21 protein-coding genes and 1 CRISPR repeat array (1 of these 22 cut by a window edge) are annotated in these 20,133 nt (G+C 55.0%); all 21 genes read left to right on the top strand.

What is annotated here, in order from left to right:
• The first annotated feature begins 33 nt into the window (after positions 1–33).
• The 21 genes from HY272_01820 to cas6f all read left to right on the top strand — a co-directional run bounded on the left by HY272_01820 (position 34) and on the right by cas6f (position 19,342).
• Positions 34–480 (top strand): hypothetical protein, encoded by a 447-nt coding sequence (locus tag HY272_01820; GenBank protein MBI3771433.1) that lies wholly within the window; start codon positions 34–36, stop codon positions 478–480.
• 10 nt (positions 481–490) lie between these two features.
• On the top strand, positions 491–775 hold the full coding sequence (locus tag HY272_01815; protein ID MBI3771432.1) for a hypothetical protein: 285 nt from the start codon (positions 491–493) through the stop codon (positions 773–775).
• A gap of 5 nt (positions 776–780) precedes the next feature.
• Positions 781–1,227 carry a regulatory protein GemA gene (locus HY272_01810; GenBank protein MBI3771431.1) on the top strand — a complete coding sequence of 149 codons (447 nt, stop codon included), beginning with the start codon at positions 781–783 and terminating at the stop codon, positions 1,225–1,227.
• Positions 1,220–1,630 (top strand): hypothetical protein, encoded by a 411-nt coding sequence (locus tag HY272_01805; protein MBI3771430.1) that lies wholly within the window; start codon positions 1,220–1,222, stop codon positions 1,628–1,630. The genes HY272_01810 and HY272_01805 overlap by 8 nt, the downstream gene beginning before the upstream one ends.
• A 76-nt stretch (positions 1,631–1,706) precedes the next feature.
• On the top strand, positions 1,707–1,886 hold the full coding sequence (locus HY272_01800) for a hypothetical protein (protein ID MBI3771429.1): 180 nt from the start codon (positions 1,707–1,709) through the stop codon (positions 1,884–1,886).
• Complete coding sequence (locus HY272_01795) at positions 1,883–2,389, top strand: peptidase M15A (GenBank protein MBI3771428.1); 507 nt, start codon at positions 1,883–1,885, stop codon at positions 2,387–2,389. The genes HY272_01800 and HY272_01795 overlap by 4 nt, the downstream gene beginning before the upstream one ends.
• A gap of 58 nt (positions 2,390–2,447) precedes the next feature.
• Positions 2,448–2,696, top strand: a complete 249-nt coding sequence (locus tag HY272_01790; protein ID MBI3771427.1) for a TraR/DksA C4-type zinc finger protein — start codon at positions 2,448–2,450, stop codon at positions 2,694–2,696.
• On the top strand, positions 2,693–2,929 hold the full coding sequence (locus HY272_01785; GenBank protein MBI3771426.1) for a hypothetical protein: 237 nt from the start codon (positions 2,693–2,695) through the stop codon (positions 2,927–2,929). Before HY272_01790 ends, HY272_01785 begins: the two co-directional genes overlap by 4 nt.
• Position 2,930: 1 nt before the next feature.
• Positions 2,931–3,428, top strand: a complete 498-nt coding sequence (locus HY272_01780; GenBank protein ID MBI3771425.1) for a DUF1804 family protein — start codon at positions 2,931–2,933, stop codon at positions 3,426–3,428.
• 181 nt (positions 3,429–3,609) lie between these two features.
• Positions 3,610–5,223 (top strand): phage terminase large subunit, encoded by a 1,614-nt coding sequence (gene terL, locus HY272_01775; GenBank protein ID MBI3771424.1) that lies wholly within the window; start codon positions 3,610–3,612, stop codon positions 5,221–5,223.
• Between the two features lie 193 nt (positions 5,224–5,416).
• A complete protein-coding gene (locus HY272_01770; GenBank protein MBI3771423.1) occupies positions 5,417–6,919 on the top strand; it encodes a DUF935 family protein in 1,503 nt (500 codons plus the stop codon).
• The gene (locus HY272_01765) at positions 6,909–7,472 is read left to right on the top strand and encodes a hypothetical protein (GenBank protein MBI3771422.1); all 564 of its coding nucleotides are present in this window, start codon (positions 6,909–6,911) and stop codon (positions 7,470–7,472) included. The genes HY272_01770 and HY272_01765 overlap by 11 nt, the downstream gene beginning before the upstream one ends.
• A 2-nt stretch (positions 7,473–7,474) precedes the next feature.
• The gene (locus tag HY272_01760; protein ID MBI3771421.1) at positions 7,475–8,719 is read left to right on the top strand and encodes a minor capsid protein; all 1,245 of its coding nucleotides are present in this window, start codon (positions 7,475–7,477) and stop codon (positions 8,717–8,719) included.
• Between the two features lie 276 nt (positions 8,720–8,995).
• On the top strand, positions 8,996–9,757 hold the full coding sequence (locus tag HY272_01755; protein MBI3771420.1) for a DNA adenine methylase: 762 nt from the start codon (positions 8,996–8,998) through the stop codon (positions 9,755–9,757).
• A gap of 383 nt (positions 9,758–10,140) precedes the next feature.
• Positions 10,141–11,007: a hypothetical protein gene (locus HY272_01750; protein MBI3771419.1), complete on the top strand. Its 867-nt coding sequence runs from the start codon at positions 10,141–10,143 to the stop codon at positions 11,005–11,007.
• A gap of 114 nt (positions 11,008–11,121) precedes the next feature.
• Positions 11,122–12,102 carry a type I-F CRISPR-associated endonuclease Cas1 gene (cas1f, locus tag HY272_01745; protein MBI3771418.1) on the top strand — a complete coding sequence of 327 codons (981 nt, stop codon included), beginning with the start codon at positions 11,122–11,124 and terminating at the stop codon, positions 12,100–12,102.
• Positions 12,099–15,380 carry a type I-F CRISPR-associated helicase Cas3 gene (gene cas3f, locus HY272_01740; GenBank protein MBI3771417.1) on the top strand — a complete coding sequence of 1,094 codons (3,282 nt, stop codon included), beginning with the start codon at positions 12,099–12,101 and terminating at the stop codon, positions 15,378–15,380. The genes cas1f and cas3f overlap by 4 nt, the downstream gene beginning before the upstream one ends.
• 76 nt (positions 15,381–15,456) lie before the next feature.
• Positions 15,457–16,770, top strand: coding sequence for a type I-F CRISPR-associated protein Csy1 (gene csy1, locus HY272_01735; GenBank protein MBI3771416.1), 1,314 nt, complete (start codon positions 15,457–15,459; stop codon positions 16,768–16,770).
• Positions 16,763–17,734 (top strand): type I-F CRISPR-associated protein Csy2, encoded by a 972-nt coding sequence (gene csy2 / locus HY272_01730; protein MBI3771415.1) that lies wholly within the window; start codon positions 16,763–16,765, stop codon positions 17,732–17,734. The genes csy1 and csy2 overlap by 8 nt, the downstream gene beginning before the upstream one ends.
• A gap of 12 nt (positions 17,735–17,746) precedes the next feature.
• Positions 17,747–18,772 carry a type I-F CRISPR-associated protein Csy3 gene (csy3, locus tag HY272_01725; GenBank protein ID MBI3771414.1) on the top strand — a complete coding sequence of 342 codons (1,026 nt, stop codon included), beginning with the start codon at positions 17,747–17,749 and terminating at the stop codon, positions 18,770–18,772.
• 3 nt (positions 18,773–18,775) lie between these two features.
• Complete coding sequence (gene cas6f / locus HY272_01720; protein MBI3771413.1) at positions 18,776–19,342, top strand: type I-F CRISPR-associated endoribonuclease Cas6/Csy4; 567 nt, start codon at positions 18,776–18,778, stop codon at positions 19,340–19,342.
• A 130-nt stretch (positions 19,343–19,472) separates the two neighbouring features.
• Positions 19,473–20,133: direct repeats of the CRISPR family, unit length 28 nt; unit sequence GTTCACTGCCGCATAGGCAGCTCAGAAA (it continues 809 nt past the right edge of the window).

Below are 20,133 nucleotides of genomic sequence, written 5' to 3'. Positions count from 1 at the left end.
CGTAAGGGGCGATTTTAACGAAGAGAGAACACGATGATCAGATACATAATTGCCTTCATGCTCCTATTATCGGCGCCGTCATTGATGGCCGATGAACGCGCCCTTTGGCTGAACATGGGTGGCGTCAGTTGGCATCCGGGTACCAGCGGGATGAACGGCCGTAATCCTGGCATTGGCGTGGAACTGGAACTCGACAAGCAGAGCTTCATCGCAGCGGGCAAATATCGCAATAGTTTATCGCAAGATTCACATTACATCGTTTATGGCTGGCGGCCTTATGAGCACGGGTCGATCAGCGGCGGCGCCTTCGCTGGAGTGATCGATGGTTACAAATGGCGCGATGGCCGCATGATCCCGATGGCCGCGCCCTACATGATGATCAAGAGCCGCTGCGTCGCGCTGAATCTGATTTTCATTCCGAAGGTGGAAAAGCATGTCGCGTCGACGGTGGCGCTGCAGGTGAAATTTAAAATCAAGTAAAGGGGGATGTATGTCTGAGGAATATCGACCAAGCAATGGCACTGAGGGTGAATGTTTTATCGCAGCCTGGTGTGATCACTGCGAACGTGACAAGGCATACCGTGATGGATACGGTGATGGTTGTCCGATCGTCAGCGCGACTTTTATTTACAACGTTAATAATCCTGAGTACCCAAACGAATGGACATACGATGCAAACGGCAAACCCTGTTGCACGGCGTTTGTTCCTGTGGGTGAGGTCATACCGCTCAGGGATGATAAGACCGTTGATATGTTCGAGCAAGAGCTAGGATAAAGCCGATGACCAACAACCGCCACCGTTATTACACGCTGCTCCAAGTCGGCCGTCAGCAGCTCGGCTGGGACGATGATGTTTATCGCGCCTTCCTGGCCGCGCACGGCGCGAAAGAGCAGGATGGACATGTGTCTGCCACCACGATGTCGATCGGCGCGCTGGTGGCTGCTGTGGAGGCGATGAAAGCCAAGGGATTCAAGCCCGCCTCCAAGCGTAGCAGCGGCAAAACCGAAGATTGGCGCACCGCACGCGTCAATAAAATCATTGCGATCTGGTGCCAGCTGGCTGACGCAGGTGTGATGTATGACCGCAGTGAAAAGGCGATGCTGAAATTCTGCGCCGCAATTACCGGTAAAGCTCGCCTGGAGTGGGCATCATCACCAGATCTGAATCGTTGCATTGAAGTGTTGAAGGACAAGGCCCGTCATGCCGGGGTGACGTTGAATGGATGATCTGCAGCTGGTCGATCCGGCATTGCTGCCGCCGCGCATCAAGCGACTGATCGCGATCATCGGACTGCCTGAGACATTTCTGCTGCTCCAGCGGCGCGGCGGCGTACCGTGTTACATCCCCACGACCATCGAGCATTCGCAGCAGCTCAAGGCGATTCTGCAACCTGAATCTATCGCGGCGCTGGCCAAGTCTGACCTGGCCGGGCAAACGATCGAGTTGCCGAAGGATGACAAGATCGTCAAGCAACTGCGTAACCTCGCTATCCGTGCCGCCGTCGCGCGATCGAATAAAATCCGGACAGCGAGAGATTACAAACTCAGCCGTCGTCAGGTGATCAATATCTGCCAGAGCGACAACGAAAATCCGACGCCTGATTTATTCGGCAAAACGGGATCACAATAAGCCGCTCACCTGATTCTGCGGTTTGCGAATTATTTCACATCCTCGCAAACGTTAACCTCTGCGCCATGATCCCGTCATGGCCATCACACCACAAAACAAACGCCCACGGCACTATGCCGCCGAAATCATCCTCATGCGCACACGCGCTGAGCGTGCGGCCGCGTTGGAGAAAGTGCCGCCCGAGTGGCTCGGGTTGATCGAAGCACATGTGCGCAATCATCTCGCGCGGCAACGCCACCGGAAGGCGGCGGCATGAAGCGCATCCAGCTCTCCCGCAACTTCTTCCTTGATGAGTTCACCCGTTCCGATATCGCTGCGCGTAACGGCATTATGATCAATGTTCCATTAGAGTCGATTGAGTTTTACAACCTTACCCAATTATGCCTACAGGTGTTGCAACCCATCCGTGACGCATTAGGCCCGGTGCATATCACTTCTGGTTATCGACCGCCGCTCGTTAATAAATGGGTAAACGGCTCAAAGGACTCTGACCATTTGCGAGGCCAAGCGGCTGACTTTGTCGTGGCTGGGCACACGCCGTTGCAGGTCTGTGATTTGATCGCGGCCAACCTCGATACCTATCACCAACTGATCCACGAATTCGGGCAATGGACGCATATCGCGTGGCATCCCGGTAAGGCGCTGTGTGATCAGATGACGGCGATCAAGATGCCGCGCCTAACGCGAAAACCTAAGACGATTTACGTCCCCGGCATCTGGTCAATGGATGACGCCCTGGAGATCGCGCGTGGCGAGTGATTATTTTGGACAAGGAGACCGTTATGAAATTTAAATTCTCGTGGCTGGGGGCGCTGTAATGCTGGAACGTTTTGCTGACCCCATCGATGCCGCCAGCGACTTCACCGATCGCCTGAATCAATCGGCCATTGAGCGTGAACTGACGCAGACCAAAACAACAGAGAAGCCGTTGATGATCGATGGCCTGCCGTGTTGCCGTGACTGTGGCAACACAATTCCGATCAATCGGCTCGAAGCAAAACCGGATGCGGCGCGGTGTACCGAGTGCCAGTGTGTTCACGACAAAAAGAAAGGTGGTTATCGATGAGTGGCAATGATCAGGTCATGCTGATGCTGGGTGAAATCAAGGGCGAGTTGACCGGCATCCGGTCGGCGGTGGATAAGCAAGGGGTCAAGATCGACGGTATTGATGACCGATTGCGTAACGTCGAAACACAAGCCGCCCGCAATGGCATGGTCGCGGGAGGCGTTTCCGGGCTCGGCATAATGCTCATCGCCGAAGCGGTCAAGGCCGCAGTCTTCAATAACCACGGAGCATGATGTGGCGCATCCACAGGAAATCCGCGCAGTCGTAAGGCGCGCCTATATCTTTGAGCGATTATCACTGGACGCGGCGGCCGACAAGGCCGACGTGAGTTATGGCACCGCGCGCAAATGGAAACGTGAAGCGGCGGAGACGGGTGATGACTGGGACAAGGCGCGCGCGGCTTCACGCCTGGCCGAGAGCGGATCCAGCGCCGTGACGGCGCAATTGCTCGAAGACTTCGTGCTGCTGTTTCAAACCACGGTCGAACAAATCCGCGATGGCGCTGCCAATCCATTGGCCAAGGCGCAGGCGCTTTCACAACTCGCTGACGCCTACACCAAGACCATGAAGGCGGCCGGTGGCGGCGATGCGAAACTGGCGAAACTGGCGGTGGCGCTGGAAGTGATCGAAGAGTTGGCCAAATTTATCCGTGAACATTACCCGCATCAGCTTGAAGCGTTCGCGGCGATTCTGGAGCCATTTGGGCAGCGAGTGAGCGAGGTGTTTGGGTGAGCGTTATTTTATTCATTGTATTGCTGCTTGTTTGGTGCATCGGTTATTTCGTCACCGAAGTAGCGATAGAGGCAATTGGGATGTGCGCTGGGGTTGAAACTAAAAACACCATCGCTCGCCGTGCGGCCATATTTTTTTCATGGCCACTCTTGGTCTTGTGGTTTCTGTTTATTGACCGCTAATGGCCAAACACTCGCCCAAGAATTTCCTCCTCAGCCTCTCCCTGCTGGCCGATGACCTGCGCCGTATCATCGAGGCGGAGGTCTCGGGATTCACCGTTGACCCCGCCGCCTCGGCGCAACGTAGAAATCAGGGGCGTGACAGCCTCGAATTTTTTGCGCGCACCTATTTCCCGCACTATGTCAAATATGAAAACAGCCTGCTGCATGAATTTCTGTATCAGGAGCTGCCGGTGATCGTGAACAGTCACGCGGGTGAGTTGCTGGGTGTTGCGGCGCCGCGTGGTGAGGCGAAGTCAACGATCACGTCACAGATCTTCGTGATCTGGTGCATTGTTTTCCAGTTGAAGCATTTCATTCCCATCATCATGGACGCCTTCGACCAGGCGGCGACGATGTCGGAGGCAATTAAGGCAGAGCTTGAAGCCAATCCACGTTTGCAAATGGACTTTCCGGAGGCCGTGGGCCAGGGTCGCGTGTGGCAGCAGGGCGTGATTCTTACAGCGCAGAACATCAAGGTGCAGGCCTTCGGTTCCGGTAAGCGCATGCGCGGTTTGCGGCATGGCCCGCACCGGCCCGACCTGGTGGTCTGTGACGATCTGGAAAATGATGAAAACGTGCGCAGCCCGGAGCAGCGCGACAAGCTCGAATCGTGGCTGAAAAAGACCGTGCTCAAATTGGGTGCCGCCGATGGCTCGATGGATGTCGTCTATATAGGCACCGTGTTGCATTACGACTCGGTGCTGTCGCGCATTCTGAAAAACCCGCTGTGGCGGACCAAGCGTTTTCAGGCGGTGATTGAATGGCCGCACCGCATGGACTTGTGGGACAAGTTCGAGGAATTTCTGCTCAATGAGGGTGAGGATGCCGCGATGGCGTTCTACCGCGAGCGGCAGGCAATGATGGATACGGGCGCGGTGGTGAGCTGGCCATCGGCACGGCCGTTACACCGCCTGATGATCGTGCGTGCGCGCGACGGGCATGAGGCATTTGATTCCGAGCTGCAGAACGATCCGATCAATTCCAAGGATGCGCCCTTCGGCACGGTTCAATATTGGGTGATGCCGTGCCGGGATTGGATATTTTTCGGTAGCGTCGATCCTTCGCTCGGCAAGAATAATAAGGGCCGTGATCCCTCGGCGATTCTGGTGGGTGGTTTTGATCGAGAGCACGGCATTCTGGATGTGGTCGAGGCCGCGATCGCCAAACGCTTGCCGGACCGGATCATCGAAGATGTGATCTCAATGCATGTGGAATATCACTGCCTGGTGTGGATAGTGGAAGCGGTACAGTTCCAGGAGTTCCTGCGCACTGAGCTGGTCAAACGTTCCGCTGCGCGAGGTACACCGGTGCCTGCCGTGGGGGTCACGCCACACGCGGACAAAGCACTGCGCATCGAATCCCTGCAACCGCATGTCGCCAACGGCTTGATTCGTTTTCATCCCAAGCAAAAAACATTACTGGAGCAGCTGCGTCACTGGCCCAAAGCCGATCACGACGATGGACCTGATGCGCTGCATATGTTGTGGATGGCCGCCATCAGCCGCATGGGCGGTGTGCCCACAATCGCCACGCGCGGGCGGCGCAATACGACAGATTTGCGGAGGTATGGATGAGCTTCGTACCCGCACCATCACCATGCCCTAATTGCGGGCGCGTGGACTGGATAACGAATCATGGAAACCTGTACGCAAAGTCATCGCTCGCGGAGTTAATACTGAAGGCCAATCGTGAATATGTGCGCGCGGGGTTGCTTCCAGATGAATGGGATGCGTTCGACAAATTATGGGAACAGGCGAGTAAACAACTATGAACACCACCGACCTCAAAAACGCCAGCCGCCAGAATCTCGCCCGCGAGATTGCGACGCGCGATACCGATCCGAATTTTTTCTCGGCCCTCACCGTGCTGCCGAACCCGGATACGGTGCTGCGGCGGCTGGGTAAAGCTGACGAAGCCTTCGATGCGATCATCTCCGATGCCCATGTGATGGGTGAGCTGCGCGTCATCCGTTCGGCACTGTTGGGTTTCGAGTGGCGGTTGCAGGCGGGAGGTGAAACGCCCGCCGATGTACGTGCGCTGGAGTTGTGCGAGCAGTTCATGAAGGTGCGCCCAGCATCTGGCCTGCGCTGGCCGGACGTGCTCTGGAACATGGCGCAAGCGGTGTTCCGTGGTTATCAAGCCCATGAGGTGGTGTGGGCGCGGCAGGATCAATATCTGATGCCCTCGGCGGTGGTGGATCGCCCGTCGCGTCGTTTTGCGTTCGACATCAACAACACGCTGCGATTGAAAACGCGCTCTCAGCCGATGTTGGGCGAAGAACTCGGTCCCTATAAATGGTTGTTGACCCGCCACATGCCGAGCCACGACAACCCCTATGGCGTGGCGCTGTATTCGAGCTGTCTCTGGCCCTACACCTTTAAGCATTCCGGGTTCCGCTACTTCGTGAAGTTCTGCGAGAAATACGGCATTCCGTGGGCCATCGGCAAATATCCGCCCGGCACGTCGCAGGCCGATCAGGACGCGCTGGCCGATGCGCTGGCGAGAATGGTGGAAGATGCCGTGGCGGCGATTCCCGATAACGGCACGGTAGAGCTGTTGGAATCCAGTTCCAGCGGTCAATTGGTGCATGAGCGTCTGATCGACATCAGCAACCGCGAGATGAGCAAGGCGCTCACCTCACAAACACTGGCCACCGAGATCCAGGGCCAGGGTTCCCGCGCGGCGGCGGATACTCATCGTGGCCGTGAGCAGGATGTGAACGAGTCCGACCGCACCATCGTCGCCGACACAATGAGCGAGTTGTTCGCCTGGATCACCGAAATCAACATCGCCGGGGCGCAGCCGCCACGCTTCGAGTTTTACGAAGAGGCCGACGCGCGCCAGGACTGGGTGGAGGCGATCGACAAGGCGCGCGGCTATATCAATATCCCGGCCGCGTGGGCTCATGAACGATTGCAGATTCCCATGCCTCAAGAGGGCGAGGACGTGCTGCCGCGCACCGCTGCTGCACCCGCCATGCCGCAACAATTCAGCAGTCATTCCTGCCCGCATTGCAGTCATGATTTTGCGGCGGATGCCGGAGGCGATGCGATCGACCGCCTCGCCGATCAAGCCGCCACCGAGGCCGACAACATCATCGCCGACATGGCCGCGCCGATTCGTGAATTACTGAATCAGGTGGAGACGCTGGAACAGTTCCGCGACGGGCTGGTGAAGCTGTATCCCAAAATCGACGATCAGCGGCTGGGAGAGTTGACCCAGCAGGCGTTGATGGTGGGGATGTTGAAGGGGGTGGATGATGCTGGCTGATGTGGCCGTGCTCTTCGCCCGCGCTGACAGCAATTACAAGGCTCTGATTGGTTGCGACGTGTGGGATGAAGAAAGGGATGCCACGGGCTGGCCGGGCGGCCAGCCCGTGGTAGCTCATCCACCGTGCCGAGCTTGGGGACGGCTACGGACATTCGCCAAACCACGCGAAGGTGAACGCGAGCTGGCCTTATGGGCTGTTGAACAAGTGAGACAGTTTGGCGGGGTGCTAGAGCACCCCGAAGCATCTCTGCTGTGGCTGACGGCTGGACTCCCTGCGCCAGGCGAACGCGATGAGTGGCGGGGGTGGACACTACCTATACATCAGCACTGGTGGGGGCATCGGGCAAAAAAAGCGACGTGGCTTTACATTGTAGGTTGTGACCCGGCGAATGTGCCGCCGATACCAATTAGACTGGATGAGCCGACGCATGTGGTACAAAGCAGGAAGCGTAGCGGCTACCGCCCACATATAACCAAGGCGGAACGCGAGCACACGCCGCTGGTATTTGCTGAGTGGCTGTGTGAATTGGCACGTCGCTGTGGGGGGGCATAACAGTGTCTGAACCGCAATACGGCAGCGTCCCGTTTCAGGAAGCCATCGACCATTTCCGTGGCAAACTCAATTTGCCCACGGAGTACTGGGATCAGATCGCGGGCGAAACCAACGCCAAAGCATTCACCGTCGCCGGAGCTACCAAGCTTGATCTGCTCAAGGATATCCGTGCGGCGGTCGACGACGCGATCGCTAACGGCACTACCATCACCGATTTCCGCAAGCAGTTCGATGAGGCCGTGGCCAAGCATGGCTGGAGTTACAAGGGCACTCGCGGTTGGCGCACGCGCATCATCTATGACACCAATCTGCGCACCGCCCACGCGGCAGGGGCATGGCAGCAAGCCCAGCGTACCAAGAAACGGCGGCCCTATCTGCAATACATGACTGCCGGTGATTCGCGCGTGCGGCCGCAGCATGCGATGTGGGATGGTACGGTGCTACCCATCGATGATGCCTGGTGGAGTACTCATTATCCGCCGAATGGCTGGGGCTGCCGTTGCACGGTGCGGACGTTGTCGCAACGTCAAATGGAGCAAGAAGGGTTAGTAGTCTCTAACGCCCCCGCGCTGGATCCAACCGAACGCATCAACGTTGTCAGTGGTGAGGTCTACGGTGACGTGCCCAAAGGCATCGATGTCGGCTGGGATTACAACGTCGGCAAGGCATGGTTGGGGCCGGATATCGCATTCGGTGAAGCAGTGATGCAAATGCCGGTGGATTTACGGACTACGGCGCTCGCTAACGCCAGCGATCTGGTACCGCATTTGACGAATGATTTTTCCCCTTGGGCCAATTCATTGCTCACTCGCAAGCGCCCGTTGGGTGAGATTAAAACGGTGGGCTATTTATCACCGTCATCCGTCGACGGATTGGTCGCCCGAGGCAAAGCACCGACCACGGCCGTGATTACCATCACCGATAAAGATGTCATGCACATGCTGCGTGACGCCAAGGACGGACGCCACATCCCGGCAGATATGGTTCGCGCGCTGCCTGAGTTTCTCGATAAACCAGAAGCCGTCCTTTATGACAAGCGCGACCATAGTTTGCTGTATGTGTTCAGCACACCAGGGGAAGATCGGCGCAGTAAATTGGTGATGAAAGTTAACTACAAGATCAAAGCCAGAACCACGGGCGGTGGCCGTCACTCTGCGCAGACTAATGCGATTAGTCCAGGCGGTTTGGTCGAACTGCGAAATCTGAAAGACGCGAACTTTTACGAATTGGTGGAAGGGAAAATATGACCGCTCAGGAGGTACGCCACTTCCCTCGTAAGAGTAGCCCGCTACCAGGGCGGGATTACCCAACCGGACCGGCGATTTCCCGGTTGTCAGAGCGGTCAATACGAATTATCGGCCCATCCGGGCCAATTTTCAAGGAGAAGGACGCGACCAGGAAGGTGTTAGAGCACCGTCCCGGCCGCCAACCCACGGTAACTCAGACCGTGAGCCAGCCAAGGCGCCCCCGCCGCGATCGCAGCCGGGTAAGCCTATCACAATCAACACCAAAAAGAGGCTCACATGACACACCCGATCATCCCCTGGATTGGCGGCAAACGTCGCCTGGCTAAACACCTATTACCCATCTTCCCGGCGCACGACTGTTACGTTGAATTATTCTGCGGCGCGGCGGCCCTCTTTTTCATGAAGGAGCCCGCCAAAACCGAGGTAGTCAACGATATCAACGGTGAGCTGGTGAACTTGTACCGGGTCGTTAAGTATCATCTGGAGGAATTCCACCGCCAATTTAAACATGCCCTGGTCAGCCGCCAGATGTATGAGTGGTTGCAAATGACCCACCCGGAAACCCTGACCGATATCCAGCGGGCGTCCCGGTTTTTCTACCTGCAAAAAATGAGTTTCGGCGGCAAGGTACATGGCCAAACCTTCGGTACCGCCCCCAGCAGCCCACCACGATTGAACCTGCTGCGCCTCGAAGAAGATCTGAGCGAAGCCCACCTCCGGCTGTCCAGATGTTACATCGAGAACCTGTCCTGGCTAAGATGTTTGGCAAAATACGACCGGGAGTACACCCTGTTCTATGCCGATCCCCCGTATTGGGAGACCGAGGGTTATGGGGTGGACTTCGGTTTAGAGCAGTATGAGGCACTGGCCGAATCCGCCAGGACGATCAAAGGCAAGATGATCATCAGCGTCAACGACCACCCAGAGATGCGGCGAGTGTTTTCCGGGCTGACAATCTCGACCGTAGACATCCCCTACACCGTCGGTGGTGGCGGGCGCGCCAAATTGGCAAAGGAGTTGATTATTAGAAACTGGTGAAGAGGGTTTAGGGCGGCTTTAAAGTGTCATCAATAGCCACTTAATGGTGATTTGAAGACACTTTATTACCAGTATTCTGGCTAATTATTGCTGGTAAAAATGGTCGATTTGCTATTTTTTGTCGCATTTTCACTGTTAAATTTAATCTAGGCCGTTTTTGTGTAACTGTTTGTTATTAGGCGAAATCTGGCGCGTTTTTTGTTTGAGTCCGTTATCGCATTTCTGTCACCACCCCACATGGATGGCGGAAGATAGGGCAATGCAGGAGCAATTGCCGGGATGCACGAGGTAGGGCAACGCATGGAGCAGTTGCCGAGGAGAGGGTAATTGCCCGGCTTTTCCAGACCTTCAATCCACCCTCCATATCAGAGAGATGTTGATAAATGAAAACCGACATGGCGCTGTTCGAAAGCCATCAAATCCGCCGGGTCTATGACAACGAGTCGGAAACCTGGTGGTTCTCCGTAGTCGATATTGTTCAGGTGCTTACACAGCAGCCCGATTTCCAAGTAGCCCGGAACTATTGGAAAGTATTGAAAAATCGTCTGGCCAAGGAAGGTAGTGAAGTGGTTACAAATTGTAACCAGTTGAAAATGGCCGCCGCCGACGGCAAGCAACGCCCCACCGATGTCGCCACCGCCGAAACCCTGCTCCGTCTGATGCAGTCCGTCCCCAGCCCCAAGGCAGAACCGATCAAATTATGGCTGGCCAAGGTCGGTTACGAACGGATGCAGGAAATGGCCGACCCCTCACGCTCGCTCGACCGCGCCCGCGAAACCTGGAAACAACATGGCCGCAGCGACAAATGGATACAGCAACGCATGACCGGGCAGGAGAGCCGCAACAAACTCACCGACTACTGGGCCGACCACGACATAAAACAGGGTGAAGAGTTTGCCATCCTCACCAACATCATTCATCAGGAGTGGACTGGCGTAAGCGTAAAACAACACAAAGAAATGAAAGGACTTAAAGATCACAACCTGCACGACCACATGACCGAAGCAGAGCTGATCTTCACCGCACTGGCCGAATTGTCCACCCGTCAGATCGCCGAAAGCACCGATGCCACAGGCATGAAAGAAAATGAAAACGCCGCAAAGAGTGGCGGCGGCATCGCCAAACGGGCACGCAAAGAGCTGGAAAGCAAAACGGGTAACAAGGTGGTTTCAGGCAGTCATTATTTACCGGTCACCAGAAACAAACAGCTGACAAAATCCAAGGCGGCCAAAAAGAAGAGAAAGAGCTGAGCAGCCTGATTATGAATTCGGTGGTGAAGGAGACGGTGTGAGCGGGATAGAAAATGTAGGGCGGATGAGCGTTTTTTGCGTAATCCGCTGGATGGGGATAGAGAGATAGGAAATATGGATGACATATCACCCAGCGATTTAAAAAGTGTTTTGCACTCCAAGCGTGCCAACATCTATTACCTGCAACATTGCCGCGTGCTGGTGAATGGTGGGCGAGTGGAGTACGTCACTGATGAGGGCAAGTCATCCCTCTATTGGAATATCCCCATCGCCAACACCACCTGTGTTTTGCTGGGGACAGGAACCTCGATCACCCAAGCGGCGATGCGCGAATTGGCCAAAGCTGGTGTGCTGGTGGGTTTCTGTGGTGGAGGCGGCACACCGCTGTTCAGCGCCAACGAAGTGGATGTGGAGGTTGCCTGGTTATCACCACAAAGCGAATACCGACCCACCGAATATCTTCAGTGCTGGGTACGTTTCTGGTTTGACGATGCACTGCGCCTTGAAGCGGCCAAACGTTTTCAGCAGGCGCGACTGCAACGTCTGGAGCAGCAGTGGCTGAATAGTCGTCCCCTCCGTGAGGCAGGTTTTGATATATTGCGCAATCTGCTTCAACCCCTGTTGGAACGCACCGCAGCTGCCATTGAAGTGGCACCCAGTACCAATGATCTGCTCACCCTTGAAGCTCGTCTGACCAAGGAGCTTTTTAAAATCGCCGTGCGCACGGTGGGATATGACGAAGAGTTCACCCGCGCCAAAAATGGTACAGGCTCTGATCCAGCTAATCGCTTTCTCGATCACGGCAATTACCTTGCTTACGGACTTGGCGCCACAGCCACATGGGTATTGGGACTGCCTCATGGTTTGGCGGTGCTGCATGGCAAAACACGGCGAGGTGGTTTGGTGTTTGATGTTGCCGATCTGGTGAAAGACGCCACTATCCTGCCGCAGGCATTTATTTCCGCCATGGCCGGACATGACGAACAGGAGTTCCGCCAAGCCTGCATCGAAGGGCTGACCCGCAATGAGTCACTCGATTTTATGATTGATACCCTGAAGGCCATTGCAACGGAGTTGGGGAGCAAAGCTCAATGAATGTATTGCTTGTCTCTCAATGCAGCAAACGGGCGCTGAGTGAGACGCGCCGTATTCTCGATCAGTTCGCGGAACGCCGGGGTGATCGCACCTGGCAAACCCATATCACCAGGGATGGGCTGCAAACCCTGCATAAAATGCTGCGCAAAACCGCGCGTAAAAATACCGCTGTCGCGTGCCATTGGATCAGAGGTAAAGACCACAGCGAATTGTTGTGGATCGTGGGTGACGCCACGCAATTCAATGCCCAAGGGGCCACGCCGACCAATACCACGCAACGCAATGTGTTGCGCAGCCAGGATGAAAACGATTGGCACAGTGGTGAGGACATTCGTCTGATCGCCTCATTGGCAGGGCTATTACACGATCTGGGCAAGGCTAATGATGCCTTTCAAAAAAAGCTCAAAAGCAAAACTCCTTTAGCAGATGCCTATCGCCACGAATGGGTATCGCTACGACTGTTTGAAGCCTTTGTGAGCGGCAGCAGTGATGAAACGTGGCTGCAACGCTTGGTGGAATTGACGCCGGAGAAAATGCCGGTCTGGTTAAATGAAATAAAGAGTGATGGCCTTGGTAAATCACAACGAGGCCCGTTCAGAACCTTCGACAACAAAGCGCCATTGGCAAGTCTCATAGGTTGGTTGATCGTCAGCCATCATCGTGTGCCAGCACCGATAGGGGATGATCATCCTTCGTTAGAACAGCTGGGCGAATTGCCAAGGAGTATCGCTGCAAATTGGTGTGGTGCAAGAGAGGTAAGCGAACAAGAGCGAGCCGCGTGTTGGTCGTTCAGAAAAGGGTTGCCCTTCGCCAGTAAACACTGGTGTGAACACGCCAGTAAACTTGCCAAAGCCATATTGCAACGCCCGCAGCTGCTTACCACCGACTGGTTTGAAAACCCTTATGTCGTGCACCTTTCGCGCATGGCGCTGATGCTGGCTGACCACTACTACTCAGCGCAAGAGAGCCACAGCCGTTATGGCGATGCCGATTTTCCGTTGATCGCCAATACCCTGCGCGATGGCAGCAACACCCCCAATCAACGTCTCGATGAACACCTGATTGGAGTAGAGATCAACGCCAGCCGAATCATGCAGGCGTTGCCGCGTATGGGTCATCAGTTACCACGCATTGCTCGCCACAAGGGCTTTTGCCAGCGCAGAAAAATTCCCCGGTTCCGCTGGCAGGACAAAGCCTTCGATCTGGCATCCAGCCTTCAGACCAAGAGCAGTGAACAGGGCTTTTTCGGCATCAACATGGCCTCAACGGGGTGCGGTAAAACACTCGCCAATGGCCGCATCATGTATGGCCTGGCCGATCCTCAACAGGGGGTGCGTTTCAATATTGCGCTGGGGTTGCGAACACTCACGCTGCAAACCGGTGATGCCTATCGCACACGTTTGGGCTTGGGAGATGAGGACATGGCCGTGCTCGTCGGTGGCGGCCCTGTCCGCGAGTTGTTTGAAAAACAGAAAGAGCTTGATCGACAGGAGAGCTCGCTCGCCCAGCGTGGAGCAGAATCCAGCGAAGGACTCATCCCGGAGAGTAACCACGTCCATTTTGAAGGCAGCCTGGAGGATGGCCCGCTCAACAAATGGCTAAGCAGCAACCACGATGCGCAAAAGCTGCTGAACGCACCGATTCTCGCCTGCACCATCGACCACCTGATGCCAGCCACCGAAAGCACCCGTGGCGGCCACCAGATTGCGCCCATGTTGCGATTGATGAGTTCAGACCTGGTGTTGGATGAGCCAGATGACTTCGCCCTGGAAGATCTGCCAGCGCTCACCCGCTTGGTGCATTGGGCGGGCATGTTAGGCAGCCGGGTTCTGCTCTCATCCGCCACGTTGCCACCTGCGCTGGTACAGGGATTGTTCCAAGCCTATTTGGCCGGGCGCAGTGTCTATCAAAAGAATCGCGGTCTGCACGGATTGGCAGTCAACATCTGCTGCGCCTGGTTTGATGAATTAAATACGCCCCAAAGCACTCTTTGTGACGCAGGGGACAATTATCTTCAGGCCCATTTGCAGTTCGTAGATAAGCGCCAGACCCAACTGGCCAAAGCCGCGCAACAGGAGCAACGCCGCAAGGCAGTGATCAAACCGCTGGAGATAGCCCTGGGGCAGACGCGGCCAGCGATCTGCCAAGCCTTGGCTGCCGAACTACATCAACAGCTCCACGCCTTGCACGCCGCTCACCACACCCCTGACCCCATCACCGGCAAGCGCGTAAGTTTCGGCCTGATTCGCATGGCCAATATCAACCCGCTGGTACAGGTGGCCCAGGCGCTCTACACACTGGGCGGGCAGAGCGATTGCCATGTTCATCTCTGTGTCTACCACGCGCAGCATCCACTGCTGGTGCGCTCCGCCATTGAGAAGAGGCTGGATAAACTGCTTAACCGCAACGAAGACCACGACATCTTTGCCGATGCCGAACTGCGCCAGATACTGGATCAGTTGCAGGAGCAGAATCACCTCTTTGTCATCCTGGCGACTCAAGTCGCCGAAGTGGGCCGCGATCACGACTACGACTGGGCCATCGTCGAACCCTCCTCCATGCGCTCCATCATCCAGCTGGCTGGACGGGTGCGACGCCATCGCCAAGGCATGGTGGAAAGTCCCAATATCTATTTGCTCGATACCAATGTCCTCCATTTGGAAAAGCCAGGGGAGCCAGCATTCTGCCGCCCCGGATTTGAAAGCAACCACTTCAGATTGGAGAGCCATCGTACCAGTGGCCTGCTGACGCAGGATCAGTTAGCTGTCATTGATGCCAGTAGCCGCATTCGTGAGCGCGAACCGTCAAACCCAAAACAGAATCTCGTGGACCTGGAACACGCCTGCCTGCACGACCTGATGCTCGGGGCAAAGGAGGGGGATCAACAGATTCGCTTGCCCGCCCTCTGGTGGTGGCAGACCCGCGCCAACCTCAGCGCATACCTGCAAAACAGACAACCGTTTCGTTATGACCCGGACGACAACCAGCGCTACGCCCTGTTGCTTGATGATGATGGGCAGATTGAATTTTGTCAGTACCTGCCCAATGGCGTTGTTAATCACGTTAACAATCTTTTGCACCGCATAGAGCTAATTCAAGGCCCTCGCATCAGCTTTTGGGGGGCGCCTGATTATTTGGCGGCAGTGAGTGAGCTGGCAGAGTTTCTCAACCAGGACGAAGCAGCGTGTGCCCGGCGCTATGGCTACATTGATCTGCCAGAGGATAAGAACGGAAAGGGGTGGAGTTACGATCAGGCGTTGGGGTTTAGCAAATATTGAATGAGTTTCAGGATGGAAGTTTTGATTTAACAACATAACGAAGTATTGAAATCAGTGCGTCAATTGGAGGGTATGAATGGAAACAGATGATCAACATAACGAGAGCATTGTCCAGATAAGGGCGGTAATAGCAGGCTTTCTTCAAGAACGCCTCCAGCCCAAACTGGAGAAGCTCAAAGAGGATGAGGAGGAGAAGCGCCAGGAGTTGGTCGAGGCACATGTGCCGGAGACCTGGATTGCCGATGCTGCCCGCCGCGTTGGGCAGATTCAGCAGGTAACTCATGCGATCAAATATATCCACTCAGATGCCAAAGGCACCAATCTGAGTGTCTTGGGTAATCCGCAGTCGGGAGAGTTGCTTGTCGGCACCCATACCGCGCCTGAGCAGTGCCCGCCCGATGTGGTGGGTAATGCAGCCGCGCTGGATGTGTATAAATTTCTGCGGCTGGAGGTGGATGAAAAAAACCTGCTCGCCAGGGCTGCCGAAAACGATCCGGCGATGCAGGCCGCTTTGTCTGCCAATAGCGAGCTTGCTTCAACATGGATGGAGAGCTTCGCCAAGCTTGCCGAAAGCTCAGGAACGCCCACGTCGCATAAATTGGCCAAGCAACTCTATTGGCCGGTAGGCGATGGGCAATACCATCTGTTAGCACCGTTGTTTCCCACTTCGCTAGTGCATCATGTCTGGAGCACTGTTCGTGAAGACCGTTTTTCAGAAGCGGCCAAGGCGGCGCGTGATGCCCGGCGCAACGATCAAGAGCACGCTCACGGTTATCGTGAATATCCCAACATGGTTATCCAGCAGTTCGGGGGAACCAAGCCCCAAAATATCAGCCAGTTGAATAGTGAGCGCTATGGCGAAAACTATCTGCTCCGTTCGGTTCCACCGAGCTGGCAGTCCGATCAGGTTAAACCGCCCTTGCGCGTAGAGAGCGTATTCGATGGCTGGTTTGGCCGCCGTCCCCGTGTGAAAGAGTTGATGCGCATTCTGCGCGAGTTTCTCTATCGCGTGCAGGATGTTAACAACATGCACGTTCGCAATAAGCGCATTGAACTGGTGGGCTATATCGTCGATGAGCTGTTGTCATTCGCGGCGGAGCTGCGCGACATCGAAGAGAGCTGGACGCTGCAAAAGGAGTGCAAGCTCAACATCAACGAGCGGTGTTGGCTTAATCCATATCGAACGCATGAGGATGAGGAGTTCCGGAAAACGTATGTCTGGGGCGATTGGAAAGAGGCAGTGTGTAAACGCTTTGCCAATTGGTTGAATGCCGGGCTGAGTGATCCCAAGAATCCATTGCCTTTTGGTGATGCAGCTGCGGGTCAATGGCAATCGGATTTAGATAAAGCGTTACGTATGTTGCATCTGGAGGTGGAGAGTTATGAATAATCCCGATGCCGTTATTCTCCTGCCCTGTTTGCAGGTGCAAAATGCCAATGCCGTCTCTGGCCCGCTGACCTGGGGCTTTCCATCGCCCACTGCCTTTGCCGGTTTTATACACGCCATGCAACGCAAGGTTGCGGATGAACTGGCGCTGAGGTTTGAAGGGGTGGGGATTGTCTGCCACCGTTTTGAGCCACAGGTAAGCCGTCCCGCTGGCAAATATACCCAGGTGTTTAATCTGACTCGCAACCCGCTGACGAAAGATGGTTCCACCGCCGCCATCGTGGAAGAGGGGCGTGCTCACATGGAGATAAGTCTGCTTATTGCCATTCAAGGCCGCATTGATAGCGATGAGATTGAGTTTGTTGCGCAACGCTTGATGCAAGTTGCGCACACCATGCGTTTGGCTGGAGGAAGCCTGTTGCCGCAACGGCAAGGCAAGCGTTATGAGCCACAGCTCCTTATGCTGCCGCAAAGTGAGGTTGAGCGTGACGCCATCTTCCGCAAATTAAAACGGCGGCTGCTGCCTGGGTTTGCGCTGGTACAGCGCGAGGATCGTCTGGCGGACCATCTTGGCGAAATGCGGGCAACGAATGCCAATGCTAACGCCCTGGATGCCCTGCTCGATCTTGCGCGGCTGAATATAGAACCAGATCAGCCCAACCCTGATAAACCGGAGGAGAAACAGTGGGGTATCCGCAGGCATCCCGGCTGGCTGGTGCCTATTCCGGTTGGTTACGCGGCCATCTCAGCGCTCTATCAGCCGGGCGAGGTGCTCAACGCCCGCGATGATGGCACGCCATTCCGTTTCGTTGAGAGCCTCTATTCATTGGGCGAGTGGGTGAGTCCGCACCGTTTAACTTCATTGCAACAACTTCTATGGCATCACCACTCAGACATAGAGCGCGGTCTCTATTGCTGTGTGAATCACTATTCAAATCAACCAGACACCATTAACAATATCGTTTAAGGAGAAGACATCATGGTAGACAAAACAGCTTCCGTATTGGCATTCGAACGCAAACTAGACCCTTCCGATGCGCTCTTTAGTGCAGGCCGTTGGGATGGCAGGGAGAATGGTCATCAATGGCAGGTTGTTGAGGTGCGCGCAAAATCGGTGCGTGGCACCATATCAAATCGCCTTGCCACCAAAGACCAAGATCCTGCAAAGCTGGATGCCTCTATTCAATCCCCCAATCTGCAAACAGTTGATGTGGCGACATTGCCCAATGATGCAGACACCTTGCGCGCCCGTTTCACACTCAAGGTGCTCGGTGGTGCAGGTACGCCATCCGCTTGCAATAGTATGGAGTATCAAAAACAGTTACAGACCACTGTTCAGCAGTATGTCGAAAACAATGGTTTTGCCGAATTGGCGCGTCGTTATGCACACAACATAGCCAATGGCCGCTTTTTGTGGCGCAACCGGTTGGGGGCTGAGCAGGTGGTTGTGCAGGTTAATCATCTTCAGGATGGCAAACAGATTCAAAGCTGGGAATTTGACGCACTGAATTTTTCACTGCGCAGTTTCGATGTGCCGGCAGCGGCAAAAGCCAACTTCGATGCCTTGGTGGAAGTAATCAAAAATGGTCTCGCAGGAAAGGCATTTGCGTTGCTGGAAATAATCGCCTACGCCCGTGTAGGGGATGGCCAGGAGGTCTACCCATCCCAGGAGTTGATTCTGGATCGTGGCGACAAAAAGGGCCAAAAGAGCAAAACCCTTTATAAAATAGATGGCGTCGCCGGAATGCATAGCCAGAAAATCGGCAATGCTCTGCGCACTATTGATACCTGGTATGAGGATGTCGATGGCATCGGCCCGATTGCGGTAGAGCCCTATGGATCGGTGACATCACAAGGTAAGGCCTATCGTCAGCCCAAGCAAAAAACGGACTTCTACAACCTGCTGGATGGCTGGGTTCTCAAGGGCAAAGCGCCGGAGCAGGGCAATCAACACTACGTTATGGCGACATTGATTCGGGGCGGTGTATTTGGTGAGAAGGACTGATTCATGGATCACTACCAGAACATAAAGATACTCCCTGACCCGGAGTTTCCTTCGCATATGTTAATAAGCGCCCTGTTCGCCAAGTTGCACCGGGCCTTGGTGCAACTTGATAGTAACGCTATTGGCATCAGCTTTCCAAAAGTGGACAACGGGAAGCCGTCACTGGGAAACCTGCTGCGCCTGCATGGAACAGCAACGGCACTGCAAGCCCTGGAGGAACAAAACTGGTTGATGAAGATGCGCGATCACATCGAGGCTGGCGAAGTGATGCCAGTGCCCGCCAATGCACAACACTGCCGGGTAAAAAGGGTGCAGGCGAAATCCAGTGCTGAGCGGTTGCGTCGCCGCTACTGCAAACGCCATGAGGGGGTAACGGAGCGGGATGTTGTCGCACTAATCCCTGACAGTGTGGAGGCAACCCTTTCGTTGCCATACATGCAACTCAAAAGCGAAAGCACAGGGCAAAGCTTTCGCCTGTTCATAGAACATCAATCGCCTCAATCACAACCCGTGACAGGCATGTTCAACAGCTACGGCCTAAGCACTCAGGCAACAGTCCCTTGGTTTTGACCCTTTTTTAGGGTGAACAAGTTGAGGCAAATAAAAACAATCACTTACGCCCGCCCCTAGAAAAAGGGGTGGGCTTCCTTATTTGGGAAATGCTCTTTAACAATTAGGAAGTTACAATTGGTTGGTTGTAGTTCACTGCCGCATAGGCAGCTCAGAAAATAGCCAATGCCGGTACGGCGTTGAATGGCGCGTTCACTGCCGCATAGGCAGCTCAGAAAATGAAACACAAACACCCGTCACCATTATCGAAGTTCACTGCCGCATAGGCAGCTCAGAAACGATCAGCGTATTAACCTAGAGGCGCATGCAAGTTCACTGCCGCATAGGCAGCTCAGAAAGTACTGCTTTGCCAGTTCCCACAACTGCACGGGTTCACTGCCGCATAGGCAGCTCAGAAAAGCAACACGGCGTGATCTGGGGCGTGGCCAGCGTTCACTGCCGCATAGGCAGCTCAGAAAATCCAGTCCATTCATCGCCGATCAATCCAATAGTTCACTGCCGCATAGGCAGCTCAGAAAGACAACGAAGGCTATCCTCAGCGGCCCTTTAAGTTCACTGCCGCATAGGCAGCTCAGAAACAAAGCCAAGCCCAAAGTTAAGCCCAAAGCCAGTTCACTGCCGCATAGGCAGCTCAGAAAAATGACTCCGTTCATCAATGCGTCGAGCTTTTGTTCACTGCCGCATAGGCAGCTCAGAAACGCCGAAATGGTAGACCCATAATCATAAGTTTCGTTCACTGCCGCATAGGCAGCTCAGAAAATTGATAACGGCTCTTACATTCATGCCAATCG

This window comes from Gammaproteobacteria bacterium, from assembly GCA_016200485.1.
In the GTDB taxonomy this organism is placed as follows: domain Bacteria; phylum Pseudomonadota; class Gammaproteobacteria; order Tenderiales; family Tenderiaceae; genus JACQEP01.
The sequence above is the reverse complement of the archived record's forward strand: the minus strand, read 5'-3'. Positions and strand labels throughout refer to the sequence as shown.